A 25,286-nucleotide genomic window follows, 5' to 3' on the forward strand; every position below is an offset into this window, starting at 1 on the left:
GGACACCGTGATCCGATCGCCTGCCGCGCTGCTCGCCGCGGCAGGGGCGGCGACCGTTGTGCCGCCGGTGGCTACGGTCGCGCCCCCGCGGTCTCCGCCGGTTGCGCTACCCGTCGCTGTGCCTCGGCCTCCGCCGGTGGTGCTGTCCGTCGCCGCACCTTGGCCTCCGCCCGAAGCCGCACCGCGGTCCGCGTCGGCGGTAATGCCTTTCCCCGCAACGCGATCACCACCACGGCCGCGCCCACCGCGAGACCGGCGCGACCGCGTACCGGCGGCACGCTCGGGCCGCACCGCGACCGTGTCGCCCCGCGCCTCGCTCGCCGATTCCGTTCCCTCCGGAGTGCCGGCCACCGGCGGGACAGCGGCGGAGCGATTGCGTCCACCACGCCGAGCTCGCCGCCGCCGCGACGGCGCAACGCTTTCGGCGGCCGTATCCCCGGTCTCCGGCGCCTTCGGCGTACCGGCAGCGGCCTCGCCGCGACCGCGCCGGCGGCGGGAGGGCCGCCGCCCGGACGACCCGGTGCTGGGCGTGCTCGCGGGCTCTGGTTGCGGCTCGATGCCGAGTTTGGTGAGGATGCTGCGGACCACCCGCCCGGGGCTGCGGCCGTCGGTCCGGACCCGGACCGAGGCGACCTCCCGATACAGCGGCCGCCGGATCCGCATCAGCTCCTTGTACTTGGCGTCGGGATCGCCGACCGCCAGCAGGGGCCGGTTGGTGCTGTTCCCGGTGCGCCGAAGTCCCTCAGCCACACTGATTTCCAGATACACCACGGTGCGCCCGCGCAGCAGTTCCCGGGTGCTCGCCGACAGCACCGCGCCACCGCCGAGCGACACCACGCCCGGGTGGGTCTGCACGGCGTGCTTGACGATCCGCTCCTCGATGCGACGGAACTCCGGTTCCCCGTCGGTGGCGAAGATCTCGGGAATGGTGCGTCCGGTATCGGCTTCGATGCCGGCATCGGTGTCGAACAGTTCGACCCCCAGCTCCTTGGCGAGCTTGCGGCCGATCGTGGACTTGCCGGCACCGGGCGGTCCGACGAGTACCACAGCCGGCCGCCGGGGGTCGGTCATGACGATCACAGCCGCCGGACGCGGGTCGCCCGCGACGGTTCGGGCCGCGACATCACGACTCCCGCGGCAGGTGCGGGCGCGCGGCGATCCGCTTCAGGTATCCGGCGAGGTTGTCGGTGGTCTCGGCGAGGGAGTCGCCGCCGAACTTCTCTAGCGCGGCCTGCGCCACCACGAGCGCCACCATGGACTCGGCGACGACACCGGCCGCCGGGACCGCGCACACATCCGAACGCTGGTGGATGGCAACGGCTTCCGCGCCGGTGGCCATGTCGACGGTGGCCAGCGCGCGCGGCACGGTGGAGATCGGCTTCATGGCGGCCCGGACCCGCAGCGCCTCGCCGTTGGTCATGCCGCCCTCGAGCCCGCCGGCCCGGTTCGTGGAGCGCAGCACACCGTCGGGCCCCGGGCGCATCTCGTCGTGGGCCTGGCTGCCGCGGCGGCGCGCGGTCTCGAAACCGTCGCCGACCTCGACGCCCTTGATCGCCTGGATGCCCATCAGGGCCGCGGCCAGTCGCGAGTCGAGCCGCTGCTCACCGCTGACGAACGAGCCCAGGCCGACGGGCAGACCGGTGACCACGACCTCGACCACACCGCCGAGGGTGTCGCCGTCGCGCTTGGCGGCCTCGATCTCCGCGATCATGGCGGCCTCGGCGTCCTTGTCGAACGCGCGCACCGGGGATTCGTCGATGGCGGCCAGATCGCCGGCGCCCGGGACCAGCCCGGTGGTGTCGGCGGCGGTGCCGATCGACACCACGTGCGACACCACCTCGGCGCCCAGCGCCTGGCGCAGGAACTGCCGGGCGATCGTGCCGGCGGCGACCCGGGCCGCGGTCTCGCGCGCGCTGGCGCGCTCCAGGACCGGGCGGGCGTCGTCGAAGTTGTACTTGAGCATGCCGGAGTAGTCGGCGTGGCCCGGCCGGGGCCGGGTGAGCGGCGCGTTGCGGGCCATATCGGCGAGGTCGGCCGGGTCGACCGGGTCGGGGGACATGACCTGGGTCCACTTCGGCCACTCCGAGTTCGCGATCTCGATCGCGATCGGGCCGCCGAGGGTGCGGCCGTGGCGCACGCCGCCGATCAGCGTGACCTTGTCGGCCTCGAACTTCATTCGGGCACCGCGGCCGTAGCCCAGGCGGCGGCGCGCGAGCTGGGCAGCGATGTCGGCGGAGGTCACCTCGACCCCGGCGACCATGCCCTCGAGGAGGGCCACGAGGGCGGGACCGTGAGACTCACCTGCAGTAATCCAGCGCAACACGATCACCATCTTTCCACGTCAGCACCCTGGAGCGGACATCCGGTCCGGCGCGCGCCCGTGGACGCGATCCGGAGGTGGCGGCCGTCTCACCCGCTCAGAGCCAGGGCCAGCAGCGTCGCCCCGCACATGGCCGGACCGTGGGGGACCGGTTGCCCGCGCGGCGCGCCCCGCGTGAGCAACGCCGTCGCGGCCAGGGCGGTCAGTATCGGCGCGGCGATCGCCGCGGCCAGCCAGGCCCGCGCACCGCCGAGAGCGGCCGCGGCGCCGAGCCCGACCGCGAGTTTGACGTCACCGGCGCCGCACGCGCTCGGCGCCCCGAGGTGGATCAGCAGGTACGGGCCGGCCAGCAGCAACGCCCCGGCGAGCGCCGGCGCGAGGCGGCCGCCACCCGCCGCGTACCCGAGTGTCCCGGCGGCGCCGGGCAGGGTGAGCAGGTCGGGCAGCCGGCGGGTGCGCGCATCGATCACGGTCAAGGGCACACACCAGGCGAGCAGGACCGCGAATGGTGTCGTCATGGTCTCAGCGTGCGCCGCGATCGGCGGCCCGCGGTGCCCGTCGCGTGATCTGGGGATGAAATCCCGCGTTGTGAACACCGTCTGTTCCATGGCTGGTCGCGTAGCGTTGGTCACATGCCTGCACACGCCGCGCCGCGACCCGACCATGCCTCCCGCCGGGCCGCTCTGCGGGCCCTGCTGGTCGAAGCCGGAGTCGACGCGCTGTTGGTGACCGACCTGGTCAATATCCGCTACCTCACCGGTTTCACCGGATCGAACGCGGCGCTCGTGGTCGACGCCTGGGACGGCGCCGAGGACCGCACCCTGCTGTGCACCGACGGCCGCTACATCACCCAGGTGCAGTTGCAGGTCCCCGACCTGCGGGCCGAGATCGCCCGCGCCAGCGCGCCGCGGCTGGTGGAACTGGCGGGGGAGTGGAAGATGGGCCGGCTCGGCTTCGAGAGTCACGTCGTCACCGTGGCCCAGCACCAGGGGTTCGAAGGTCAGGCCACCGGACTGGAACTCGCGCCCGTCTCGGGGCTGGTCGAACAGCTGCGAATGGTGAAGGACGACTACGAGATCGGCCGGTTGCGTGCCGCCTGCGCGGCCGCCGACGCCGCGCTCGCGCAGCTGCTGGAGCGCGGCTCGGTCCGCCCCGGCCGCACCGAGCGGCAGATCGCCCGCGAGCTGGAATGGCTCATGTTCGAGCACGGCGCCGACGCGGTCGCCTTCGAGACCATCGTGGCGGCGGGCCCGAATTCCGCTGTGCCGCACCACCGTCCGACCGACGCGGTACTGGCGGCCGGAGATTTCGTGAAGTTCGACTTCGGTGCGGTGGTCGGCGGCTACCACTCCGACATGACCCGGACCGTGGTCCTGGGCGAGCCCGCCGGCTGGCAGCGCGAGGTGTACGACCTGGTCGCCGCCGCCCAGCGCGCCGGTCGCGAGGCGCTGCGCCCGGGTGCGGCCTGCGCGGCCGTCGACGCGGCCGCGCGTGGTGTGATCGATGCGGCCGGACGTGGGGATCTGTTCGTGCACGGCCTCGGACACGGCGTCGGGTTGCAGATCCACGAAGCTCCGGGAGTGGCCAAAACCGCCACGGGTACACTGCTCGATGGCGTGGCGGTCACCGTCGAGCCAGGTGTGTACTTCCCCGGCCGTGGCGGTGTTCGGATCGAGGACACCCTCGTCGTTCGTGAGGGGGGTCCCGAACTGCTCACGCTCACGAGCAAGGACCTGGCTGTCGTCGGATGACGCCGGCGCCCACAAGTGTTGACTATTACAAGGAGATCCGAGGACAGTGGCGGACACCAGCGACTTCAAGAACGGCCTCGTGCTGAAGATCGACAATCAGCTGCAGCAGATTATCGAGTTCCAGCACGTCAAGCCCGGTAAGGGTCCGGCGTTCGTGCGCACGAAGCTGAAGAACGTCGTCTCGGGCAAGGTCGTCGACAAGACCTGGAACGCGGGCGTGAAGGTCGAGGTCGCCACCGTCGACCGCCGCGACATGACCTACCTGTACCACGACGGCTCGGACTACATCTTCATGGACGGCGACACCTACGACCAGATGGGTATCGACGAGGTGAAGCTGGGCAAGGGCGCCGGCTTCCTGCTGGAGAACATGCAGGTCCAGGTCGCGATGCACGAGGGCGAGGTGCTCTACGTCGAGCTCCCGGTCACCGTCGAGATCGTGGTCGCGCAGACCGAGCCGGGCCTGCAGGGCGACCGCTCCAGCGCCGGCACCAAGCCGGCCACCCTGGAGACCGGCGCCGAGGTCCAGGTCCCGTTGTTCATCAACATCGGCGACAAGCTGAAGATCGACTCGCGCGACGGCAGCTACCTCGGCCGCGTGAACTCCTGATCGAGTGACTGTGTCCGACTCGGCCGGGGACAAGAAGGCCCCGCACAAGAAGCTCGGCGCGCGCCACAAGGCTCGGCGCCGGGCCGTGGACCTGTTGTTCGAGGCCGAGGCCCGCGACGTCGACCCGGCGGATCTGATCGCCGATCGTGTCGCGCTGGCCGCCGGTGACGACGCGGTCGCACCGATCAACCCCTACACCCGCACCCTGGTCGAAGGCGTGGCCGACGACCTGGACCGGGTGGACGGCACCATCGAGTCCTACCTGCAGGATTGGACGCTGGGGCGGCTGCCGGCCGTGGACCGCGCCATTCTGCGGGTGGCGGTGTGGGAGCTGTTCCACGCCACCGATGTGCCGCCGGTGGTGGCGGTCGACGAGGCGGTGGAGCTGGCCAAGGCCCTGTCCACCGACGATTCGCCGGCCTTCGTGAACGGCGTGCTCGGGCGGGTGGTCGATGTGGCACCGCAGGTGCGGGCGGCCGCGGCGGCCACTCGTAGCACCGACCGGGGTGACTCGGCCCGGTGACGAACACCTATCTGGTGCTGGCGATGCGGACGTCCCGGTGGGACGACGCCGTCATCGAACCGCACCGCGACTGGCTCGCCGCGCTCCGGGAGCGCGGCGAGCTCGACCGCACCGGCGGTTTCACCGACGGCTCGGGCGGCGCGTACGTGATCCGCGCCGAAAGTCTGGATGCGGCAACGGCTCTGGTGCACACCGATCCGATCCACACCTCCGGCGCGTCGGCGCTGACGGTCTACGAGTGGAACGTCACGACCTGACCGGTCAGGCGCCTTCGACCACTTCGTAGATCGAGTCGGCAACCAGGCCGTGGGCTTCCCGATGGACCTGGGCCGCGGTCTCCGGGTCCGGGGCTGAGACCAGGCAGAAGATCCGGCCGCCGGCCGGGTCCACCCAGTAGTGCTGGTAGTCCACGCCGTGGATGCCCTGGGCGGCGAGATCCGCCTGGTGTGCCCGGGCGACCTCTTCGGGGTCGATCGGACCCGGCATGTTGTGGATATCCATGTACAGCGGCATCGCGCACTTCCCTTCCTGACGGTGGGGGCACGTTTCAGTGTGGTCCCGACCGCTGCGCGCGTGCAACGGCCGGTTATCGTCGGCGGGGCGGTAACCGGTCGTGGATCGGCGTGGTTATGCGCGCGAGTCCCAATATTTACCGAAAAGCCGTCTCGGGCCGTTTTTCGGTAAATATTGCGGATCCGGTGGCGCGGCCGAGATCCATTACCTGACCGGCCGAAAAATCGGCAGTGCTTTCGTCGGCCACAAATTCCGGTGTTGTTTGTGTCTCATCGTCAGGTGTAAAGATAAAAACAATCGCACCAATTATTTTTTTGCCACTCAGGCAAATGCTAGTGTCACGATGTTGCATTTTCTCCGGCACCCGTTATCGGTGTGCTCGTTCGCGTGACAGGAGTTGAAGAGATGCTTACACGAATTGCACGTTGGTCCGTCATCACTGCGGTGGCAGTCCCGCTCGTGGCGCTCGTGGCGCCGTCCGCGTCCGCAGCCCCACCGGCGACTACGCCGACCGACGGGTCGATCGGTATCTGCTTCTCGATCCCGATGCCCGGATCGGCAGCCCTGGTCTGGTGTCTGTGATCCGGTAGCGGAAAGGGGAAGTCGTCGGCCGCCCGGCACTCGGGGTGTGGCCCACGGTGCGTGCGTGCCGGTGCGGGCCGACGATCTGTTTTTCGTGGTCCCGGCCGGTTGTGGGGCCGGGACCGAATAATTTTCGGCTATCCCGAATAAAGACCGGTCGGCCACCGCCGACGTCGACCGGCCGTACACCACGAATGTTGTCAGCGCAGTCCGGTGGTGATCACACCGCGCACGAAAGCCCGGTGCGCCAGTGCGTAGATGCCCACCATCGGTGCCAGCATCACCACCGACGCCGCCAGTAACACCGGTCGCTGGGTGGCGTACTGACCCTGCATCCACACCAGCCCGAGGGTGACCGTCGAGATGCTGTCGCGCTGGATCATCACCAGCGGCCACAGGAAGTCGTTCCACACCGTCACCCAGGTCAGTACCGCCAGCACCAGCATGGCGGGCCGGGCATTGGGCGCCACCACCTTTCGATAGGTCTGCCATACCGAGCAGCCGTCGAGGGTGGCGGCCTCCTCCAGTTCGACGGGCAGGTTCAGATAGAACTGCCGCATGAGGTAGGTGCCGAACGCGCTGCCGAACAGTCCGGGCACGACCATGGCCAGCGGGGTGTCGACCCACCCGAGGGCCCGCATGAGGATGAACTGCGGCAGTACGGTCGCGGTCGCCGGAATCATCAGGGTGCCCAGGTAACCCAGGAAGATCAGGTCTCGGCCGCGGAAGGGCAGGCGGGCGAACGCATAGCCTGCCGTCGAGCAGAAGAACACCTGCCCGACGGTGACACAGCCCGCGTACAGCACGGTGTTCAGCAGCATCCGGCCGAACGGCAGATATTCGAACACCAGGCGATAGTTCGACCATCGTGGTTGTCCCGGAACCGGATTCGCGCCGGTGGCGCCGGTGTGTTGCAGCGACCCGGCGACCGCGAACAGGACCGGGGCCAGCGCGCACCACGCGACAGCCACGAGCGCCGCGTAGATCAGCAGCCCGCCGCACGTGCGGCGCAGGACGCGGCGGTCGGCGGTGGACACCGGTCAGACGGCCCCGGAACGAGCGGCGCGCAGCCGCAGCGCGGTGACCAGCAGCAGGACCGCGACGATCACCCAGGTCAGCGCGGCCGCGTAACCGGGATCGTCGAAGACGAAGGCGTTCTGGAACATCATGATGCCCAGCAGGTAGGTGCCCGATTCGGGTCCGCCGCTGCCGCCGGTGAGCACGTACGCCTGATCGAATGCCTGGAACGAGTTGATGATCGAGATGGTCACCACGAATCCCAGCGCCGGCCGGATCAGCGGCAGGCTGACGCAGCGGAACCGCCGCCACCGCCCGGCCCCGTCGATGCGCGCGGCCTCGTGCAGCACCGGGGGCACCGCCTGTAGCGCGGCGAGCAGCACGACCGCCGCGAACGGCACACCGCGCCAGACACCGACCAGGCACAGCGCGGTGAACGCCCACACCGGATCACCCAGCCAGGGCACCGGATCGATCCCGATCCAGCCGAGCAACCGGTTCAGCACACCGGTGTCGGTGTCGAACATGGTGCGCCACACCACGGTCATGGCGGCGGTGGAGGCGACCAGCGGCAGGAAGACCGCACCGCGGAAAAGCCCGATTCCGGCCACCTTCGCCTGCAGCACCGCGGCGACCGCGAGCCCGATCACCGTGGTTCCGACCACCGTGACCACGGTGTAGATCACCGTATTGCGCAGTGCGACACCGAACATCGGGTCGGCGAACAGCCGCCGGAACTGGGCCGCGCCGACGAAGCGCGGGGCGTGGAACAGGTCCCACGCATGGCAGCTGAGATAGATCGAGAAGGCCAGCGGGAAGGCCAGGAACACCAGGACGGCCAGCAGATTCGGTGCGACGAACCACCATCCGGCGCGGGCCCGGCGGCGCGCGCCGATCACGCGGAATCCCGGAGCAGACCGTCGATCTCCTGGGCCGGACCGTCGGCGAACCAGTCGGCGTCGGCCGCGCCGCGCAGGACCCGGTCGCTGGCCCGCCGGAAGGCGGCGTCGACGCGGGCCCAGGCGGGGGAGACCGGGATGTGGGCAGAGTTGGCGGGGCCGCCGGTGAGTACCTCGAGATTGCGGATGTGCCGGTGTGCCGCAGCGAATTCGGGGGAGTGGACGGCGGTGGTGGCGGCCGGGACGAACAATCCGGAGCCGGCCGCGAGCGTCTGCCCGATCGGCCCGGTCGCGAATTTCACGAATTCCCAGGCCTGTTCCTTGCGCGGGCTCGACGCGGCGATACCGAGCCCGGTGGTGCCGATATCGGATTTCGCCGTACTGCCGTGCGGGCCGACCGGCAGCACGGTCACATCGAAGTTCAAACCGGGCACCGCGGTGAACGTGCTGTACATCCAGTGCCCGGTCAGTACCATGGCCGCCTGGCCCGAGCCGAAAAGGTCGATGGCGGACTGTGATTCGGCGTCGGCGACGCTGGGGGCGACCCGGTGCCGCACCGCGAGGTCGGCGTAGAACTGGAACCCCTGCGCGAATCGTGGTTCGCCGATCCCGGTGCGGGTCGGCCCGATCGGCGGCGTGAACCAGTCACCGCCGTTGTTCATCCCGAAGATGGCGGCCGAATAGCGCGGCACCGGCCAGGCGTCGGCGAATCCCCACTGGGAGGTCCGCCCGTCGCGGTCCCGCACGGTGAGTGCCTGTGCGGTGTCGAGGAATTCGGCGAAGGTCCAGGTGTCGCTCCAGCGTGCGGGCGGTGCCGGCCGCCCGGCGGCGGCGAACAGGTCGGTGTTGTAGTAGAGGAAGACCCCGGCCCATTGTTCGGGGAGCGCGTACAGCCCACCGCGGAACCGGAAGGTCTCGGTCAGCGGGGCGGCGAGGTCGGCGGCGCTGCCGGGGTCCTGTCGCACCAGCGGTCCCAGATCGTGCAGCACACCGAGTTCGGCGAAGCGCGCATACGATTCCCAGGTCATGAGCACGTCCGGGCAGCGGCCGCCGGCGCAATAGGTGAGGATCTGCTGCTGCGGATCGGGACCCGAGAGCTGCACCCGGACCGGGATATCGGGACGGGCCCGCCGGAACTCGTCGATGATCCGCCGCCGGACCCGCGCCTCCTCGGGTGCCGCCTGGAAGAAGACGGTCAGCGCGTGCGGGTCGTCGCCGCACCCGCCGAGCGCGACCGTGCCGGCGAACCCGGCCGCGCCGCACAGCAGTGCACGCCGATCCAGCATTCCGGTCCTCTGCGCGGTAGGCGACGTGTGCCCGAGCGGTCAATTGATACACGCAGGCTATCAGCGGTGTCGGAAATTCCGGCTTCGACACCGGATTCGGCGGAGTCGGATTCGCTGGTCCGGGATGCGCGTAGGCTCGGGTCGTTCGTGTTCACGCAGTTCGGAGTGGTGATGGCGGCACAACCATGGCGATCGGTATACCGGGTGGCCGCACTGGTGGTGGCCCTGGCGGGGATCAGTGCCTGTGATCCGGGCGACGGTAAGCCGAACGCGTCGCCGCCACCCGCGCCGGTCTCCACCGCACCGGCACACAGTAGCGACGTCACGTGCCGGGAGTACCTGACGCAGAACGCCGACCAGAAGCGGCTGATCGTCGCCAAGGTGATCCAGGAGTACGACCCCGGCGCGGGCGAACCGGCCGCCGGCTTCGTCGACCTCGCGCGCGGTGGTGTCGACCTGCTCTGTTCCTTCCCGAGCAACTCCGGCCTGCGGGTCAGTGAGGCCGTGCACCGCCACGTGAAGGTTCAGATCGGCCCGCACTGAGCGGCCGGGCGGCGGTCACGGTCGCAGGATGATCGTGCCGGTGGTCGCCCGCTCCTCGACGAGCCGATGCGCCCGGGCCGCCTCGGCGAGCGGCAGGATCCGGTCGACCAGCGGGGTCAGGGTGCCGGCGACCGCGGCGGTCATCGCGGTCGCGCGCCGCGGCGCGACGCGGGCCAGCCAGTCCGGTCCACCGCAGTGCGTGAGTGTGATCTTGTGTTCCGAAAGATCTTCCGGCGCAACGCTTGCCGGTTCACCTGAGAGCTGTCCGTAGCTGAGGACACGACCACGTTCGGGTGTGGTGTAGTCCAGCAGCTGCCGGGTCGGGTCACCACCGAACGCGTCGAACACGACGTCGAGGGTCGACCGGCCCAGCGTTCGCCCGACGGCCTCCGGCCAGCCGGGATCGTTGTGGTCGACCACGTCGTCGGCGCCGAATGCGCGGGCGCGGGCGAGTTTGGCGGGACCGCCCGCGGTGGCGATGATCCGGCCCGCGCCGGCGGCCCGCGCCAGCTGGATCAGGTACGCCCCGACGCCGGTGGCGCCCGCCTGGACGAGGATCGTTTCCCCGGCACGCAGACCGGCGGTGTCGATCAGCTGCGTGGCGACCGACCCGCTCATCGACACCGCCGCGGCATCCTCATCGGTGAGTTCGTCCGGGATATGGGCCGCGACTGCCGCTGGGACGCAGACGAATTCGGCATAGGCGCCGCTGCCGGCGGTGGAGACGACCACGCGCCGGCCCAGCAGTCCGGTGTCGGTGCTGGGTCCGACGGCTTCGACGACGCCGATCGCCTGCAGGCCGAAGATCGCGGGTAGCGGCACCCAGGTGGGGAAAGCGCCCGAGCGGAGCAGTGTCTCGCCGAACAGCACCGGAATCGCGGTGGTTCGCACGGAGATCTCGCCGGGGCCGGGGGCGGGGCGGTCCACCTCGCGGGCTTGGAGCACGTCGGGGGCGCCGGCGGTGGTCATTACGATTGCCTGCATCGAAAACTCCATAAGTTGACCGTTGGTCCAGTTGTCGTCTCGACGATATGGACCGCCGGTCCAGTTGTCAACGGAGGAGCAGGAATGGATCCCGAAAGCCGTGGTGGCGCAGGCGAGTCGCGGCCGCGCGAGCGCGCCGACGCCGCCCGGAACCGGCGCGCCATCCTCGACGCCACGGCCGCGCTGCTGGCCGAACACGGCGCCGGCGCGGTCACGATGGAGCGCGTCGCGGCCGCCGCGGGCGTCGGGAAGGGTACGGTCTTCCACCGCTTCGGCAGCCGGGCCGGGCTGCTCGACGAGATGATCTCGGAGATGGCGCGGACCCTGCGACAGGCGGTCACCGACGGGCCGCCGCCGCTCGGGCCCGGCGCGCCCCCGGGTGATCGGCTGCGCGCCTTCCTGGACGCATTCGCGCACATGATCGCCGACAACGTGGAGTTGGTGACCGCCTACCGGTCGATGCCGCCGCACCCGCAGCGCGACGAGATGCACGCCTTCTGGGGCGCCCATCTCACCGCCCTGCTGGCCGAGGTGCGCCCGGATCTGGACGCCGAGATCGTCGGTTCGCTGCTGCTGGCCCCACTCGGTGGCGACCTGCTCCCGCAGATGGTGCGGGCCGGTCAGCGGGAGCGGCTGTTCGCCGCCTACCGGCAGGTGGTGGATTCGATTCTGCCCCGGTGAGCGCGCGGCTCACGCCGCCGGCGGTTCGGCGACCCAGCCCGCCACGATCACCGTGCCGGTCGGGCGGTGCACGGCGAGGAACCCGAAGGGGCGGTCCACGGTGACCTCCACGCTGAGCGCGGCGTGGGGCAGCACCATGGCCGCCCGCATCATGCCGATCGCGGTGACCGCCGCCGCCTCGAATCCGGTCGCGTGGAACCGGGCCCGGACCTCCTGCGCGGCCTGTGAGATCGCCAGTGGCTCAGGGGAAACGGCGGGGAAGTGGCCGTGACCGCGGTCGGTCGCGGTGCGCAGGCCGAAGAGGCCGGCGTGGGCCAGCAGGTCGTGGTGATCGTGCAGTTCGAACGGGGGCAGCTGTAGTTCGACGCTGTTCCCGGTCGCCGTCACCTCGCGCACGCGCAGACCCGGGCCGGTGGTGCCGGGCCGGGGTGGGCCGCCGGCGAGAATCGAGCCGTCGAGGGCGCCGAAACCGGCGCTGAGCACATCGGCCGGGGAGTCGGCACCGAGCAGCAGGTGGACGTCGAGATCGTTGTCGCCGCGCACGACCATCCGGGTCACCGGCTCCGCGGCGGCCAGTACCGATACGTCGTCGAGGTTGCGGGTGAAGCGGGCCAGGCCGGGACCACGGTGACCCCGCCATGGGCCGGAGCCTGGTTCGAATACGTTGTCCTGGAACGGATCCTGCCATCCGGTGCGGGCCAGCAGGGCCGTGGCGAGTACCAGCAGCGTGTCGGGGGAGAGCTGCAGCGGGAACGAGTCGATCAGCCCGTCGGTGTGCCGGGACGCCCACGCGTCCAGCGCGGCCTGGTCGGTGAGCGTGCCGACGGTGTCCGGTGGGAGCGCGGACCGCCACGCGTCGTGGATCGGCAGGCCGCTCTGATGCCAGACGCCGAGCGCGGCCGAAATACCTTGCGCGGTATCGAGTTCCCGCCACATCCGGGCGGCGGCCGCGATCCCGTCGTCGGCCGCGACGCCCGCCGCGTCCGCCAGTTCCGCACGCGCCGGGCCCCGTGCTGATTCGGCCAGCACCGCCAGCAGCGGCCACACCCCACAGCCGGACACCACGAAGTCGCGCGATCCGGCCACGGTGCACCAGCGCGCGGTCAGCCGGTTGGCCGCGGCCACATGTGTCGGCAAGGCGGTCTGCATCCCGCCAAGGCTACTGCGCGCGGCGCACGCCGGCCGGAACCGTCAGAACACGCCGCGCGGCCGGAACTGGATGCTGATCCGGGGCCCGATCGGACGGCGCGTCTTGGGCACGGCGTGCTCCCAGGTGCGCTGACACGAACCGCCCATGACCAGCAGGTCGCCGTGACCCAGGTGGTAGCGCAGCGACGCGCCGCCCCCGCGCGGCCGCAGTAACAGTGGCCGCGCGGCACCCACCGAGAGGATCGCGACCATGGTGTCGATGGTGGCACCCCGGCCGAAGGTGTCGCCGTGCCAGGCGACGCTGTCGTTGCCGTCCCGGTACCAGCACAGCCCCGCGGTACTGAACGGCTCGCCCAGCTCGGTGGCGTAACGGTCGCTGAGCGCGGCCCGCGCGTCGGCGAGGATCGGATCCGGTAACTGTTCGCGCTCGCCGTAGGACGCCACCAGCCGCGGGACGTCCACGACCCGGTCGTACATCGTGCGCCGATCGGCCCGCCACGCCGCCCGCGTGACCAGCCGGTCGAACAGCTCGTCGGCCCCGCTCAACCAGCCCGGCAGCACGTCGACCCACGCCCCGAGCCCGAGATCGGTGCGCCGCAGCCCGTCCAGCGGGCCCAGCGCGATCTCACCGCCGGTGTCGAAGAGTGAACCTTGCAATGGGATGGACACATCTGCAGCATACGCCATATTCGAATGCATGTTCGATAGGCGAATCTCTGACATTGCCCGGCCGGCACTGAAAGGATGCTCCCGACAAACCGCACCCCGGTGATCGATACAGGACTGCACATGGTTTCACTTCTTCCGCGAGCGCTGGGGCGCCGCGGCTTCCTCTCGCTCGCCGGTCTCGCCGGTGTGACGGCCGCGGGAATGTCCGGCGCCGGCCCGCGAGCCGGCGCGAGCCCGGATTCGGGGTCGGCCGGGTCTTCCGGATCCGCCGGGTCGGCGGCCGGTGGCCCGACCGGACCGGTCGGGCCCGCACTGCAAGCCTTGGGCCGGACTACGTTGCGGGAACCGGGATCTCGACCATTCCCCGACCGCCCGGCCGGCACCGACACGCTGCCCGGGATCGAGCACATCGTCGTGCTGATGCTGGAGAACCACTCGTTCGACAATTTCCTCGGCATGCTCGGCCGCGGCGACGGTTTCACGCTCGACGCCACCGGGCAGCCGACGGCGGCGAATCCGCTCCCGGACGGGAAGCTGCAACGGGCCTTCCACATGTCGAACACCTGCCAGCTGCACGGTTCGCCCGGCCAGGAGTGGAAGCTCTGCTGGGAGTCCTACAACGGCGGCGCGATGGACGGTTTCGTCAGCACCGCGAACGATCCCGCCCGCACGCCCACCCCGGTCGCCATGGGCTACTGGACCGGCGACGACCTGCCCTTCACCTACAGCCTCGCCCGTACCTTCCCGATCGCGGATCGCTGGTTCGCCTCCTCGATGGGCCAGACCGATCCCAATCGCCGCTACCTGATCGCCGCGACCTCGCTCGGGATGGTCGACGATATCGGGACCTCGCCCAAGAATCTGACCGAGGACCTGCTGCTGCTGGATCCCGCGTGCGCCACCATCTTCCAGCGGCTGGACCAGTACGGCATCGGGTGGGCCGACTACGTCACCGACGTACCGGTGGGCACAACGCCGCTGCTGTACCCGATCAACGACGCCCTCCCGATCCTGACGCACGCCCGCCCGTTCGAGCAGTTCTTCACCGACGCGGCCGCCGGCACCCTGCCCGCGGTGAGCATGCTGGACCCCGATTTCGAGGCCCAGTCGCAGGAGAATCCGCAGAACATCGTCGTCGGTGAGGCGGTGCTGGCGCGGGTGGTCGAGGCGATCGGCGCCTCACCGGCGTGGGATCGCACCCTGTTCGTGCTGGTCTACGACGAGCACGGCGGCTACTACGACCATGTCCCGCCGCCGCCGGCACTGCCGCCGGACGGGGCCGCACCCGTGTTGCGGCCGGGCCTGCAGACCTATGAGGGATTCGGCCGCTACGGTTTTCGGGTCCCGGCGGTCGTGGTGTCGCCGTATGCGAAACCCGATCACGTGAGCCACAAGCTCTACGACCACACCTCGATCCTGGCCATGATCGAGCGCAAATGGAACCTGCCCGCCCTCACCTACCGCGACGCGAACGCCAACGATCTCACCGACTTCCTGGACCTGGACGCCCTCGCCGCCCGCACCCCCACGTTCCCGGTCCTGCCGCCTCTGGCCGCGGCCGGCGACACCCCGGACCGCCTGGCCTGCGGCACCCTGAGCCAGAATCAGCCCCCGGTGGTCCCGCCCCCGTCCTGACCCCGCTCGACCGTCGCAGTTGTGCGGGTCCGGTCCGGCCGCGTTCAGTCCGTGCGGAGGCGATCGGCCAGAATTTCGGCGCGGGCCAGCTGGACCTTGCGGGCCTGACCGGACGCGAAAGCCATGAGGCCGAAGGGGGTTCGCAGTCGGAGTTCGTCGTCGACATGGGTGCCGTCGGGGTCGGCGGTGAGGTCGAAGCGCCAATCCATGTGGACGCGGCCGGGGCTGTCGACGTCGCCCCAGACGGCCTTGCCGGGCGCGGTGTGGAAGCGGACCTGAATGCGGTTGTCGTACTTCAGTCCGAGGAAGCGGAACCGTTCGACCGCGACATACGAACCCTCCTGGACGTTCTCGACCGCGACGACCAGCGGTGACAGTCCGATGTAGTTCTCGGGCCGGGCCAGATGCTCGTAGACGGCTTCCACGGGTGCTGCGACTACGAACGTATTTCGGATGATCTTTTCCGGCATTCCCGCACTCTAGCGCCGAACCGGGCCGCGTTCCGCGTCGGCGTGGACCGGTCCCGCGAGCACCGGAAAACCTGTGGTCCGGTCGACGATCGGTGGTTCACACTGCACCCATGGCGATCGGGGCCCGAGGGCGGGCGACCGGATGGTGTGTGACCTCGTGGGCATTGTTCGCGACCTCCGGACCGCTCGCCGCGGCGGTGATGGCGGCCGGTTGGTCCGCGGCGGCGGTGACCTCGGTCCGGATCGCCTCGGCCGCAGTACTTCTCCTGCCGGTGGTAGCGGCGTTCCGGCCGCGGGCACTGCGGTGCCGTCGCCGCGACCTGTGGCTCTTGCTCGGTTACGGCGTACTCGGTGTCGCGGGCGTTCAGTTGCTGTTCTTCGTTGCGGTGCAACGGGTTCCGGTGGGTGTGGCGATGGTGCTCGTCGGTCTGGCGCCGCTTCTGGTCGCGGTGTGGGTGCAGGTGGTGCGGCGTACTCGGGTACCGGTCCAGGTATGGCTGGGCCTGGGATCGGCGGTGGCCGGACTGACTCTGGTGGCTCGGATCCGGCAGGGGACCGAGCTCGACCTGCTCGGTGTGGCAGCCGGACTCTGTTCCGCGGTCTGCTCGGCGGGCTACTTCCTGCTGGGGGAGCGGGCCGCGAGCCGGTACGACCCGCTCGGGCTGACCGCGATCGGCTTGACCGTCGGTGCCGCCGTGACGTGGGTGCTCACGCCACCGCTGGCGTTGCCGCTCCGGTCGCTGAAAGCTCCGGCGGCAGTCGGCGGTGTGCGGATCCCGGTGTGGTCGGTGCTGCTCGTGTTGGTGGTGGCCGGAACCGTGCTGCCGTATGTGGCGGGACTTCGGGCGCTGCGTGAGCTGCCGGCCGCCTTCGCCGCGGTGCTGGCGGTCGTGGAACCGCTGGTCGCCGCGGGTCTCGCGTGGCTGTTGCTGGGGCAGTCGCTGGGGCCCGACCAGCTGTTCGGCGCGATACTCATGCTGGCCGGGGTGCTGCTGGTGCAACTGATCCAGCCGGACGCCCAGGTCGGCGATCCGGTCCGGCGATAGCCGGGACGTCGGGGTAGCGGCCGCATCCGGCCCCGCCGTTCAGATGGTCCAGTTGACCGGGTAGTTCACGATCGGGTCGAAGGTCACCCCGACCGCTTCGAAGTCCGCGCGCGCGTCGACCACGATCTCCTTCAGCCGGTTCATCTGGGTCGCGTGCTCGTCGGTGCCCCAGACGCTGACGTGGACCATCGAGCCCTCCGGGGCGACGCCGACGTAGTAGTAGAGCAGGCCGGGGAGCGCGTTGATGGCCGGGATGAGGTACCGCGAGACCTCGGTGTTCACGGCGTCGACCTCGGCGAACCGGTTCGGGTCGAAGCTGGCGCGGGCGACCCGGACAACGGCGGTGGTCGGCAACAACTCGGTCATGGCGATCCTCTCTCGTAGGTACACGGTGACTGAGTTCCGGTGCGGCGGGGTCGATTCGGCCGCACCCATGAGCCGTCCATTGTGAACGCTTGCGTTTCGCAAGGTTCGCCATCGCTGGGAATCCGTTCGGCTGGTCCCGCCCCTCCCCGATCGCCGTGCCGGTCAGGAATATAGGCCGTGGGTCCGACAGATACGGACGGGTCGGGCGATGCTTGCCGGGACAGCGATGGGTCTCGGCCCGAGCGCACACTCTTCGGGCCGAGGCGGCGAGAATTGCCGTGGAAGGCCGAATGTTGTGCGCTCAGGCCGGGGCCGGAGAGTTCCCGTCGGCGCCCGGCGGTACCCGCACGGACAACGCGTCCACGAGCGCCCCGATGCCCTGGCGCACCTCCGGCGTGAGGTCGGCGTGCTCGGCGACGTCGAGTTCGTTCACGATGGTGAGCAGCGCGAAGTCGGCGAACTCGGTGTCGGTGAGAACCGTTGTGCCGCCGGTGAATCGGTCGGTCAGCGGGAGCGGGTGCGTGCCGAGCGCGGCGTAGGTCGCGGCCCGGTCGCAGGCGGCGTAGCGGTAGACGATGGCCTCGGCTTCGGCTCCGATCGCCGCGCGGAGGCGGTCGCGTTCGGTGAGCGGGAGCAGCGGATGCGGGAATCCGTCGGTGCCGTAGGTGGCGTGGCAGAGTCCGGCCAGGCAGGTGGCCGGGCGGGCGCCGCGGGCGCCGAGCGCGGCGTGGACCCGGCGGAGGTGGTCGAGCAGGTTCCCGCCGGGATGGTCTACGGTGTGGGCGCCCAGCTCGCGCAGCAGGGCGAGTGCGGGCCAGGTGGTCGCCTGGGCGGCAACGGTTTCGGCGAGCGCGGCCGGGCAGTCGCGGGCGACCAGGTGGCCCGCGCCCGGGATCGGGACGACCTCGGCGTGCGGTGCCAGCCGGAGCAGTTCGGCCACTCGGTCGTCGGCGACCCACGACCGCCGGCCGCCACGGACGAGCGTGATCGGCAGGTCGAGCGCGGCGACGATCCGTTGCAGCCGGGGAATATGGGTATGGATGTCCGCGACGATCCGGGTGTCGTCCAGTCCCCGGGCGTTCGCGGTCCCGACCACCCGGTCGAGGTCGAAGCTCAGTGGGACGTCCACCAGGATCAGCCCGGCCACCCGCTCCCGCACGGCCGTCGCCTCCAGGGCGGCGAGCGCGGCGTACCCGCCCAGTGAGGCGCCGACCAGGACACAGCCGGCGGGTTCGGCGCACACCAGCGCGGCGACGTCGGCCGCACATGGTTCCAGCGTGTCCGCGGAGCCGCCGCTGGCGCCGTGGCCGCGCTGATCGAAGGCCACACAACGCAATCCGGCACCGACCAGGACATCGATCACCGGCTGCCACACCGCGCGGTCCTCGCCACCGGCGTGCAGCAACAACACGGTCGGCCCGTCACCCGCCTCCTCACCGCGCAACACGACGCCGGAACGGTCGAGAACTCGAGTTCGACGAGCGGGATCAGTCATCGCGGCCCCCATGCCTTCCATCGGTGAGGTCGAGGGTACGACCCGGCCAGACGCGACGGCGTCCGGCCCGGTCACGGGCCGCCTGGTGACCCCGGCCCGTGGTCGGGCGTCGACCCGGCGCCACAACGGTGGCACCGGGTCGCGGCACAGCTCAGTGCCAGTTGCTGATCCGCTGATCGTCGGGAGCCGGTGCGCCGGTGCCGGTTTCGACGAGCTGCTGCAGGCTCAGCAGGAACGAGGCCCACTTGGTGCTGCAGTGGTACATGAATTCGACGGGTTCGCGCCAGCCGGAGTGCTTGAACAGCACGATCGTGTAGTCGCCGTCCTGGCTCAGATCGAATTCGATGGTGGTGCCGAGCCATTCCTCCGGGCTTTCGCCGACGACCCGCCACACGACTCGCTTGCCGTCGACGAGTTCGGCGGTCTCCATGTCGAATCCGCCGACCGGCGGGAAGCGGAATTCGGTGATGCCGCCGACCTCGCCGGGGGTGCCCTTCGTGTCCCGGGTCCACCAGGCGGACAGGCCGTCGACGGTGGTGAGGGCTTCGTAGATCGCTTGCGGCGTGGTGGTTTTCGCGCCGATCCGGTGCAGGATGTCAACCATTGTCGTTCTTCTCCTTCTTCGCTTTCTCGATCGCTTCGGCGAGTTTCTTGATCCGTTGCAGGCGCCGGTCCCAGCTGGCGCCGACGGCGGCGAGCTGGGCGACGGCCCGTTCGAATTGGGCTTCATCGAGCCGGTAGTGCTTCTCCCGGCCCGCGGTGTTCGGATGGACCAGTCCGGCGCGGTCCAGGACGGCCAGGTGTTTGGCCACCGCCTGCCGCGTGACGGGTAGGCGGGTGCTGAGGGTGGTCGCGGTGGCGGGGCCGTCGGCGAGCAGGATGTCGAGCATCCGGCGGCGCGTGGGATCCCCGATGGCCGACCACAGTTCGTCGTCGAACGTGCCGGTCATCACGACGCTCCGACGTAGGACGCGATGTAGGGCGCCAGCCGCGCCAGGTGGTAGTCCCAGCCGGTGCTGTGGTCGAGGTAGGCGGCCTCCAGAACCGCTGCCTCCCAGCCGCGTTCGCGGAATCCGTCCTCGGTCATGCGCAGTCGCGTGCCGGTGCCTTCCGGGGTCAGTTCGAAGACCACCAGGTACGAGTTGTCCTGCCGGGCCGGTTCGCCCTTCGGCTGCGTCCAGCGGAACGAGAACATCCGGTACGGCTCGGCGTCGACGACCTCGAACGTCTCGGTGATCCGCTGTCCCTCGTGGTGGAACACCACCTCGCCGGTGCCGCCCGGGGTGGGTTCGTAGTCGGCCTCGTCGGGCCACCAGTGCGTGATGTGTTCGGGATTGCTGACCACGTCGAAGACGACCTCCGGGGCCGCGTCGATCCACAGTTCCCGTTCGATGCGCCCGTACTCCATGCGTAACTCCTCTCATGTGCAACGTTTGGTTGCGTATGACGGTAGTCGCTCGGCGCGCAATGCGCAACCATCGGTTGCTTATGAATCGAAGCTCGTCCGGTTCGTCCCCGCGCGCCCTCGGCAGGTGTACGACGCGGCGCGGGAGGGTAGCTGAAAACCGGTGGTTCCTATGTCGCGCATGCGATTGCATGGTCGATGGATACCGGCACAACGGAAAGGATCGGACGGACGATGACGGAGAACGGGCAATCGGTGCGGCCGCTCGCGGCCACAGTCGCCGAGGCGGTGTCGCGGAGCCTGAGCGCCGCGTTACCCGCCGCGGCTGCCGGAATCGGCCCGCTCGTCCGCCGCTCCGACCACGCGGACTTCCAGTCCGACGTCGCGCTGCCGTCCGCCGCGCGGCTGGGTACGCCGCCGCGGGCGATCGCCGACACGATCGCCGGACACCTGAATGCCGACGTGATCGCGAGCGCGCGGGTGTCCGGACCGGGCTTCGTGAACATCACGGTCACCGACCGCTCGATCTGGTCGCAGGTCGCGGCGCGGGCCGACCACGAGCGGGTCGGCGTCGGCCGGCCGCTCACCGGCGAACGGATCGTCATCGACTATTCCTCGCCCAACGTCGCCAAGCAGATGCACGTCGGGCACCTGCGGACCACGATCATCGGCGACGCGCTGGCGCGGGTCCTGTCGTTCCTGGGCGCGACCGTGATCCGGCAGAACCACTTGGGCGACTGGGGAACTCAGTTCGGGATGCTCATCCAGTACCTCGACGAGCACCCGGCGGCGCGGCAGCAGGCCGATGCCGACACCCCGATCGAGGCACTGGACCGGCTCTACCGGCAGGCACGGCAGAAGTTCGACGCCGACGCCGATTTCGCCGACCGCTCCCGGTCCCGGGTCGTGGCGCTGCAGAGCGGTGACCCCGCCACCACGGCGGTGTGGGCCGGCCTGGTCACCGCGTCGCAGCGCTCCTTCCAGGCGCTCTACGACCGGCTGGGGGTGCTGCTCACTCCGCAGGACGTATCCGGGGAATCGACCTACAACGGGTTCCTGGACGAGGTTGCCGCGGAACTGACCCGGCTGGGGGTCGCGGTGGAGAGCGAGGGCGCGCTGTGCGTGTTCTCCGCCGGTTCCACCGGCCCCGACGGCAAGCCGGTCCCGCTGATCGTCCGCAAGAGCGACGGCGGATACGGTTATGCGGCAACCGATCTCGCGACCCTCCGGTATCGGGTGCAGACCCTGGCCGCGACGAAGATCCTCTATGTGGTCGACGCCCGGCAGGCGCAACACTTCGAACTGGTCTTCGCCGCGGCCCGGCGGGCCGGCTGGCTGCCCGACGCGGTCGAGGCGATCCACGTGCCGTTCGGGACGATCCTCGGCGCGGACGGCAAACCGTTCAAGACCCGGGCCGGTTCGACGATTCCCCTGGCCGAACTGCTGGACTCCGCCGTCGACCGGGCGCGGAAGGTGCTCACGGAGAAGGCCCCCGACCTGGACGCCGACACCCTGGAGGCGGTCGCGGAGGCAGCCGGAATCGGCTCGGTGAAATACGCCGACCTGTCCGGATCGCGGATCAAGGACTACGCCTTCGACGTCGACCGCATGGTCGACTTCACCGGCGACACCGGCGTCTACCTGCAGTACGCGCACGCCCGGATCCGCTCGATCCTGCGTAAGGTGCCCGCTGCGGCCCCGGTCGTCGACCCGGGCCTGCCCCTCCACCCTGCCGAACGCGCCCTCGCCCTGCTGCTCGACGAGTTCGCCCGAGCCGTCACCGACGTGGCCGAGACCCTCGAACCCCACCGGCTGGCCGGCTACCTGTACGCCCTGGCCCAGGCGTTCACCACCTTCTACGAGTCCTGCCCGGTCCTGAAGGCGGAGGATCCAGCGGTGCGGCAGAACCGGATCGCGCTGTGCGAATTGACCGGAGACACCGTGGCGCAGGGCCTGGATCTCCTGGGAATCGCCGCACCGGAACGAATCTGACGATCACAGGCGGGTCGGCAGTGCCCGGCCCGCCGGTGTGCGTGCGGCTGTCGATACCGGATCGTGCTGGAACACTGTGTGCGGCACCTGATCCGGGAACCGATTCGAGGCGGAAGCGCCATCGGTGCGGCGACCGCGGGGTCACGGCCCCGTTCGGTCCGCGTCCGGAGCGGCCGCTCGGATCGTCGCGAGCACATGGTCCGGGAACAATTCGCGCGGATAGCCGTACATCACCCCGTTCGTGGTGAGCAGGACCGCGTGTTCGCGAACCTCGATCCGGCTGATCGCGGCATAGGGGATCTGCCGGCGATCCGTCTCGCAGTACACCTCCAGTGCGTCGCCCTCGACGGTCAGGCTGACCCGTTGACCGGGGGAGAGGCCGTTGCGGGCCCGCTGCTCGATGACCCGCGCGGCCCTTCTCGGGTATCGCGCGACCGCCAGTCCGAGCAGGCTCAGTCCGATAGCGCCGACAGTGAACAGCGGCGTCCAATCGACTCGCTGATGCGTGAACAGGACCGGCAGGACGCTGAACTCCGCTACGAGCGCGAAGGCGACACCCAGGGCGACAGCGTATTTCGCGGTGGTCGCCGCGGCCATGGCCCCGGCCACCGCCCGAGCCGTGTCCGGCTGCGCGATCGTCGCCACGGTCGGCTGCGCCGGTGGCGGCAGCGGCGCAGGGGCGGCCGGTGCCGGTGGATTCTCGCGGGCCTGCCGCAGATACGCGAGCGCGTGGTCCGGGAACAGCACGCGCGGGTACGCGGCCGGCACCGCACCGACTCGGAGCACGACATGCTCGGCGTAGACGGCGATCACCGAGAGTAGGTCGTACCGAATCCGGGTGCGGCAGTTCGGCTGCTGGATGTCCACGGTATCCGGTCCGAATCGCGTGGCCAGCACCGCGCCGGTGGTCCAGTGCCGACGGGACGGCAGCGACTTCCGCACCCGAGAACCGAACCGCGCCAGCAGAAGTCCGAGGTAGAAGGCGTAGTAGATCGGAAAGGCCAGCAGTCCGGGCGGGCCGTATACGTAGGCCGATGCCGCGGTCGGAATCGTGAGCAACAGGGCCAGCCCGCCCAGCGGTCGCACGCCGAACAGTGCCGCGCGCACAGCGGCTCGGGTCGCGGCCTCCGCCGTACCCGCGTCGCAGACGAACACCGCGGTCGGCGCTTCGATCGGCGGGATCGGTGCCAGGTGGCCGCCGGGCGCGGAATCCATTGGTGGCGGGTGTATCCCGGGCTGTTCGTCGGCGTCGAGTGGGCCCAGCCAGCCGCCCGGGCCGTACGACCACGGGGGAGCTGGCGGCGGTGGCGGGTCGTGCGGAGTCAATCGGCACTGCTCTCGTCGATCGGGCCACCGGTGTGGCGGCGCTGCGACGACCCTAGCGGGCGGATCCGTTGCGGGCGGCGGTGATCCGGTCCACGACGGTCTGCGGGTCGTCGCAGGTGACGGTCACGCGTTCGAAGTCGGCGCCCTGGGCGTCGATCACCACGCCGGGGCGCTTGCCGTAGACCGCCGCGAAATCGTGGATGCCGCGGCCACGCAGGGTGCACAGGGCGATGACGCCGGGAAAACCGGTGCCGGGGAAGCGCATTCCGCGCAGTTCCGACCACGGATTCTCGGTGACCCGGACTCCGGTGATCGCGAGCAGCGGGATGCGGACGTCGCCGTGGAACGCGCCGAGTTTCTCCAGGGTGCTCAGCCGAACCACTACGTCACTGCCGTCGATGTTCACTGACGCCATGTCGCTCTCCGTTCCGGTGCGGGCGGGTCTTTCCGAAGGCTAGTCGCGGACCGGGGCCGTGGCGAGGAGGGATCGGCGCACCTGTGAGAGCTGTTGCGGCGCAACGGAATCGGCAAACTTTCGGCGCGGCATCGGATGGTCGTTGGGTGGACGAGATCGGGGCGGGGCCGGTCCCGGGGTCTGAGTCGCTGACCGACAATCTCTCTTGTCTTGACAAATTTATTTGTCGGCACCATCATGGAACCATGCTCGATGTCGCAGTGATCGAAAGTCCGGCTGCCGCCGAGGCGTCGCTGGATCCCACCCGGTCCGCGATCCTCGCCGCCCTCACCGAACCGGCGTCGGCCGCCATGCTCGCCACTCGGCTGGGCCTGCCGCGGCAGCGGCTGAACTACCACCTCAAGGAGCTGGAGCGGCACGGCCTGGTCGAGTTGCTCGAGGAGCGACGCAAAGGCAATGTGGCCGAACGGATCTACCGCGCCACCGCCGGTTCCTACGTGATCTCGCCCAGCGCGCTGGCGGCGGTCAGTCCGGACCCGGCCCGTGCCCCCGATCAGCTCTCCGCGCGGTGGCTGCTCGCCCTGGGCGCCCGCCTGGTGCAGGAGGTCGGGACACTGATCACCGGCGCCGCCAAGGCGCAGCGGCGGGTCGCCACCTTCGGTATCGACGCCGAGGTACGGTTCGCCGGCGCAGCCGACCGGGCGGCGTTCGCAGCGGAACTGTCCCGGGCCGTCGCCACCCTGGTCGGCCGCTATCACGACGAATCCGCGCCCGGCGGTCGCACCTATCGGGTGGTGGTCGGCATGCACCAGGTCCCGGCCGCCCCCGAGCCCACCGAACCCGAAGCGACGCAGGAGAACCGGCAGTGACCCATCCGTTCGAGCTCGAATTCGACATCGCACTGCCCGCGAGTCCGGAGCAGGTGTGGGCGGCGATCGCCACCGGCCCCGGCATCGATTCCTGGTTCATGGGCCGCAACGAGGTCGAGCCGCGGGTCGGCGGGGTCGCGTCCATGGACACCGGTGGCCACCGCGAGGAGGCGGTCGTCACCAGCTACGAGCCCGGCAGCTGCTTCGCCACCCGTACCGCGCCCGGGCCGGACGGCCGGTTCGCGGCCTTCGAGTACCTGATCGAGGGCCGCGACGGCGGCAGCACCGTGCTGCGGGTCGTGCACAGCGGCCTGCTCGGCGACGACTGGGCCGACGAATACGACGCGCTGCGCCGCGGCTGGCCGTTCCACCTGTTCGAGCTGCGCGAATACCTCACCCACTTCCGGGGCCGGACCGGTGTGCCGGTGTTCGGTGTCGCGCCGGGAATGCCGGCCGCCGCCGCGCGCACCGCGCTCGCCGCGGCGCTGACCCTGCCGGACCCGCTCGTCCCCGGCGCATCGGTTCATGCCGAACCGGTCGGGCTGCCGGTGCTCGACGGCGAGATCACCTGGGCCGACGACGAGCGCTTCGCCATCCGCACCGCGGACGGCCTGTACAGCTTCCACACCGGCCCCGGCCTGACCCTGATCTTCCATCACCTCTTCGGATCCGGCGCCGCCGGCGCCGAAACCGCGTGGCAGCACTGGCTCGCCACATTGACCGACAACTGACCTACGAAC

28 protein-coding genes and 1 pseudogene are annotated in these 25,286 nt (G+C 70.3%); 11 read left to right on the plus strand and 18 right to left on the minus strand.

The features are described 5' to 3' along the window. Positions 1-561 precede the first annotated feature (561 nt). From EBN03_RS34610 to EBN03_RS21515, 3 genes and pseudogenes are all read right to left on the minus strand, one after another. Positions 562-1,071 (minus strand): annotated as a pseudogene (locus EBN03_RS34610) (shikimate kinase); the annotation flags it as partial. Positions 1,072-1,123: 52 nt separating this feature from the next. Beyond that, complete coding sequence (aroC, locus tag EBN03_RS21510; protein ID WP_122189945.1) at positions 1,124-2,323, minus strand: chorismate synthase; 1,200 nt, start codon at positions 2,321-2,323, stop codon at positions 1,124-1,126. An 86-nt stretch (positions 2,324-2,409) separates the two neighbouring features. Next, positions 2,410-2,838, minus strand: coding sequence for a prepilin peptidase (locus EBN03_RS21515; protein WP_122189878.1), 429 nt, complete (start codon positions 2,836-2,838; stop codon positions 2,410-2,412). A gap of 114 nt (positions 2,839-2,952) precedes the next feature. Between EBN03_RS21515 and EBN03_RS21520 the strand changes: the two genes are divergently transcribed. Genes EBN03_RS21520 through EBN03_RS21535 form a run of 4 tightly spaced genes read left to right on the plus strand, consistent with a single transcriptional unit; the run spans position 2,953 to position 5,461 of the window. Then, positions 2,953-4,071, plus strand: coding sequence for a M24 family metallopeptidase (locus EBN03_RS21520; protein ID WP_122189879.1), 1,119 nt, complete (start codon positions 2,953-2,955; stop codon positions 4,069-4,071). Between the two features lie 46 nt (positions 4,072-4,117). Further along, positions 4,118-4,681: an elongation factor P gene (efp, locus tag EBN03_RS21525; protein ID WP_122189880.1), complete on the plus strand. Its 564-nt coding sequence runs from the start codon at positions 4,118-4,120 to the stop codon at positions 4,679-4,681. Between the two features lie 10 nt (positions 4,682-4,691). After that, complete coding sequence (nusB, locus tag EBN03_RS21530) at positions 4,692-5,204, plus strand: transcription antitermination factor NusB (protein WP_122189881.1); 513 nt, start codon at positions 4,692-4,694, stop codon at positions 5,202-5,204. Further along, the gene (locus tag EBN03_RS21535; protein ID WP_233608519.1) at positions 5,201-5,461 is read left to right on the plus strand and encodes a YciI family protein; all 261 of its coding nucleotides are present in this window, start codon (positions 5,201-5,203) and stop codon (positions 5,459-5,461) included. The genes nusB and EBN03_RS21535 overlap by 4 nt, the downstream gene beginning before the upstream one ends. Before the next feature lie 4 nt (positions 5,462-5,465). Here EBN03_RS21535 and EBN03_RS21540 read toward each other — a convergent pair whose 3' ends face one another. From EBN03_RS21540 to EBN03_RS21555, 4 genes are all read right to left on the minus strand, one after another. After that, positions 5,466-5,717 carry a DUF4242 domain-containing protein gene (locus EBN03_RS21540; RefSeq protein WP_147471659.1) on the minus strand — a complete coding sequence of 84 codons (252 nt, stop codon included), beginning with the start codon at positions 5,715-5,717 and terminating at the stop codon, positions 5,466-5,468. A gap of 782 nt (positions 5,718-6,499) precedes the next feature. Beyond that, on the minus strand, positions 6,500-7,336 hold the full coding sequence (locus EBN03_RS21545; protein WP_199742900.1) for a carbohydrate ABC transporter permease: 837 nt from the start codon (positions 7,334-7,336) through the stop codon (positions 6,500-6,502). Positions 7,337-7,339: 3 nt separating this feature from the next. Next, positions 7,340-8,215 carry a carbohydrate ABC transporter permease gene (locus EBN03_RS21550; protein WP_122189882.1) on the minus strand — a complete coding sequence of 292 codons (876 nt, stop codon included), beginning with the start codon at positions 8,213-8,215 and terminating at the stop codon, positions 7,340-7,342. Beyond that, complete coding sequence (locus tag EBN03_RS21555) at positions 8,212-9,501, minus strand: ABC transporter substrate-binding protein (RefSeq protein WP_122189883.1); 1,290 nt, start codon at positions 9,499-9,501, stop codon at positions 8,212-8,214. Before EBN03_RS21555 ends, EBN03_RS21550 begins: the two co-directional genes overlap by 4 nt. Positions 9,502-9,648: 147 nt before the next feature. Here EBN03_RS21555 and EBN03_RS21560 point away from each other — a divergent pair, with 147 nt between their 5' ends. Then, the gene (locus tag EBN03_RS21560; RefSeq protein WP_147471660.1) at positions 9,649-10,044 is read left to right on the plus strand and encodes a hypothetical protein; all 396 of its coding nucleotides are present in this window, start codon (positions 9,649-9,651) and stop codon (positions 10,042-10,044) included. Positions 10,045-10,059: 15 nt separating this feature from the next. On the opposite strand, the gene EBN03_RS21565 is transcribed toward EBN03_RS21560, so the two are convergent. Then, positions 10,060-11,028: a quinone oxidoreductase family protein gene (locus EBN03_RS21565; protein ID WP_122189949.1), complete on the minus strand. Its 969-nt coding sequence runs from the start codon at positions 11,026-11,028 to the stop codon at positions 10,060-10,062. 84 nt (positions 11,029-11,112) lie between these two features. Between EBN03_RS21565 and EBN03_RS21570 the strand changes: the two genes are divergently transcribed. Continuing rightward, on the plus strand, positions 11,113-11,709 hold the full coding sequence (locus tag EBN03_RS21570; protein ID WP_122189885.1) for a TetR/AcrR family transcriptional regulator: 597 nt from the start codon (positions 11,113-11,115) through the stop codon (positions 11,707-11,709). Positions 11,710-11,718: 9 nt separating this feature from the next. On the opposite strand, the gene EBN03_RS21575 is transcribed toward EBN03_RS21570, so the two are convergent. After that, entirely contained in the window at positions 11,719-12,858 is a 1,140-nt protein-coding gene (locus EBN03_RS21575) for a serpin family protein (RefSeq protein WP_122189886.1), read from the minus strand. 42 nt (positions 12,859-12,900) lie between these two features. Next, positions 12,901-13,545: an alpha-ketoglutarate-dependent dioxygenase AlkB gene (locus tag EBN03_RS21580; RefSeq protein ID WP_199742901.1), complete on the minus strand. Its 645-nt coding sequence runs from the start codon at positions 13,543-13,545 to the stop codon at positions 12,901-12,903. Between the two features lie 102 nt (positions 13,546-13,647). Here EBN03_RS21580 and EBN03_RS21585 point away from each other — a divergent pair, with 102 nt between their 5' ends. After that, on the plus strand, positions 13,648-15,162 hold the full coding sequence (locus tag EBN03_RS21585; protein ID WP_158675701.1) for an alkaline phosphatase family protein: 1,515 nt from the start codon (positions 13,648-13,650) through the stop codon (positions 15,160-15,162). A 44-nt stretch (positions 15,163-15,206) separates the two neighbouring features. On the opposite strand, the gene EBN03_RS21590 is transcribed toward EBN03_RS21585, so the two are convergent. Beyond that, on the minus strand, positions 15,207-15,632 hold the full coding sequence (locus tag EBN03_RS21590; protein WP_122189889.1) for an SRPBCC family protein: 426 nt from the start codon (positions 15,630-15,632) through the stop codon (positions 15,207-15,209). 110 nt (positions 15,633-15,742) lie between these two features. On the opposite strand from EBN03_RS21590, the gene EBN03_RS21595 reads away from it, so the two are divergent. After that, positions 15,743-16,678 carry an EamA family transporter gene (locus tag EBN03_RS21595; RefSeq protein WP_122189890.1) on the plus strand — a complete coding sequence of 312 codons (936 nt, stop codon included), beginning with the start codon at positions 15,743-15,745 and terminating at the stop codon, positions 16,676-16,678. Between the two features lie 39 nt (positions 16,679-16,717). Here EBN03_RS21595 and EBN03_RS21600 read toward each other — a convergent pair whose 3' ends face one another. The 5 genes from EBN03_RS21600 to EBN03_RS21620 all read right to left on the minus strand — a co-directional run bounded on the left by EBN03_RS21600 (position 16,718) and on the right by EBN03_RS21620 (position 19,947). Next, complete coding sequence (locus EBN03_RS21600) at positions 16,718-17,044, minus strand: hypothetical protein (protein ID WP_122189950.1); 327 nt, start codon at positions 17,042-17,044, stop codon at positions 16,718-16,720. 301 nt (positions 17,045-17,345) lie between these two features. After that, a complete protein-coding gene (locus EBN03_RS21605) occupies positions 17,346-18,539 on the minus strand; it encodes an alpha/beta fold hydrolase (protein ID WP_122189951.1) in 1,194 nt (397 codons plus the stop codon). A 151-nt stretch (positions 18,540-18,690) separates the two neighbouring features. After that, complete coding sequence (locus tag EBN03_RS21610) at positions 18,691-19,143, minus strand: SRPBCC family protein (protein ID WP_122189891.1); 453 nt, start codon at positions 19,141-19,143, stop codon at positions 18,691-18,693. Further along, positions 19,136-19,489: an ArsR/SmtB family transcription factor gene (locus EBN03_RS21615; RefSeq protein WP_122189892.1), complete on the minus strand. Its 354-nt coding sequence runs from the start codon at positions 19,487-19,489 to the stop codon at positions 19,136-19,138. The genes EBN03_RS21610 and EBN03_RS21615 overlap by 8 nt, the downstream gene beginning before the upstream one ends. Then, complete coding sequence (locus tag EBN03_RS21620) at positions 19,489-19,947, minus strand: SRPBCC domain-containing protein (RefSeq protein ID WP_122189893.1); 459 nt, start codon at positions 19,945-19,947, stop codon at positions 19,489-19,491. Before EBN03_RS21620 ends, EBN03_RS21615 begins: the two co-directional genes overlap by 1 nt. Before the next feature lie 231 nt (positions 19,948-20,178). On the opposite strand from EBN03_RS21620, the gene argS reads away from it, so the two are divergent. Then, the gene (gene argS, locus EBN03_RS21625) at positions 20,179-21,936 is read left to right on the plus strand and encodes an arginine--tRNA ligase (protein WP_122189894.1); all 1,758 of its coding nucleotides are present in this window, start codon (positions 20,179-20,181) and stop codon (positions 21,934-21,936) included. A gap of 141 nt (positions 21,937-22,077) precedes the next feature. Here the strand turns inward: argS and EBN03_RS21630 are convergent, their stop codons facing one another. Together EBN03_RS21630 and EBN03_RS21635 are read right to left on the minus strand one after the other, a co-directional pair. Then, a complete protein-coding gene (locus EBN03_RS21630) occupies positions 22,078-23,151 on the minus strand; it encodes a hypothetical protein (RefSeq protein WP_122189895.1) in 1,074 nt (357 codons plus the stop codon). 163 nt (positions 23,152-23,314) lie between these two features. Then, entirely contained in the window at positions 23,315-23,677 is a 363-nt protein-coding gene (locus tag EBN03_RS21635; protein WP_122189896.1) for a PH domain-containing protein, read from the minus strand. A gap of 245 nt (positions 23,678-23,922) precedes the next feature. Between EBN03_RS21635 and EBN03_RS21640 the strand changes: the two genes are divergently transcribed. Both EBN03_RS21640 and EBN03_RS21645 read left to right on the plus strand, forming a co-directional pair. Then, positions 23,923-24,546 (plus strand): ArsR/SmtB family transcription factor, encoded by a 624-nt coding sequence (locus tag EBN03_RS21640; protein WP_122189897.1) that lies wholly within the window; start codon positions 23,923-23,925, stop codon positions 24,544-24,546. Next, entirely contained in the window at positions 24,543-25,277 is a 735-nt protein-coding gene (locus tag EBN03_RS21645; RefSeq protein WP_122189898.1) for an SRPBCC family protein, read from the plus strand. Before EBN03_RS21640 ends, EBN03_RS21645 begins: the two co-directional genes overlap by 4 nt. Positions 25,278-25,286: the final 9 nt, after the last annotated feature.

The organism is Nocardia stercoris (genome assembly GCF_003696265.1).
In the GTDB taxonomy this organism is placed as follows: Bacteria; Actinomycetota; Actinomycetes; order Mycobacteriales; family Mycobacteriaceae; genus Nocardia; species Nocardia stercoris.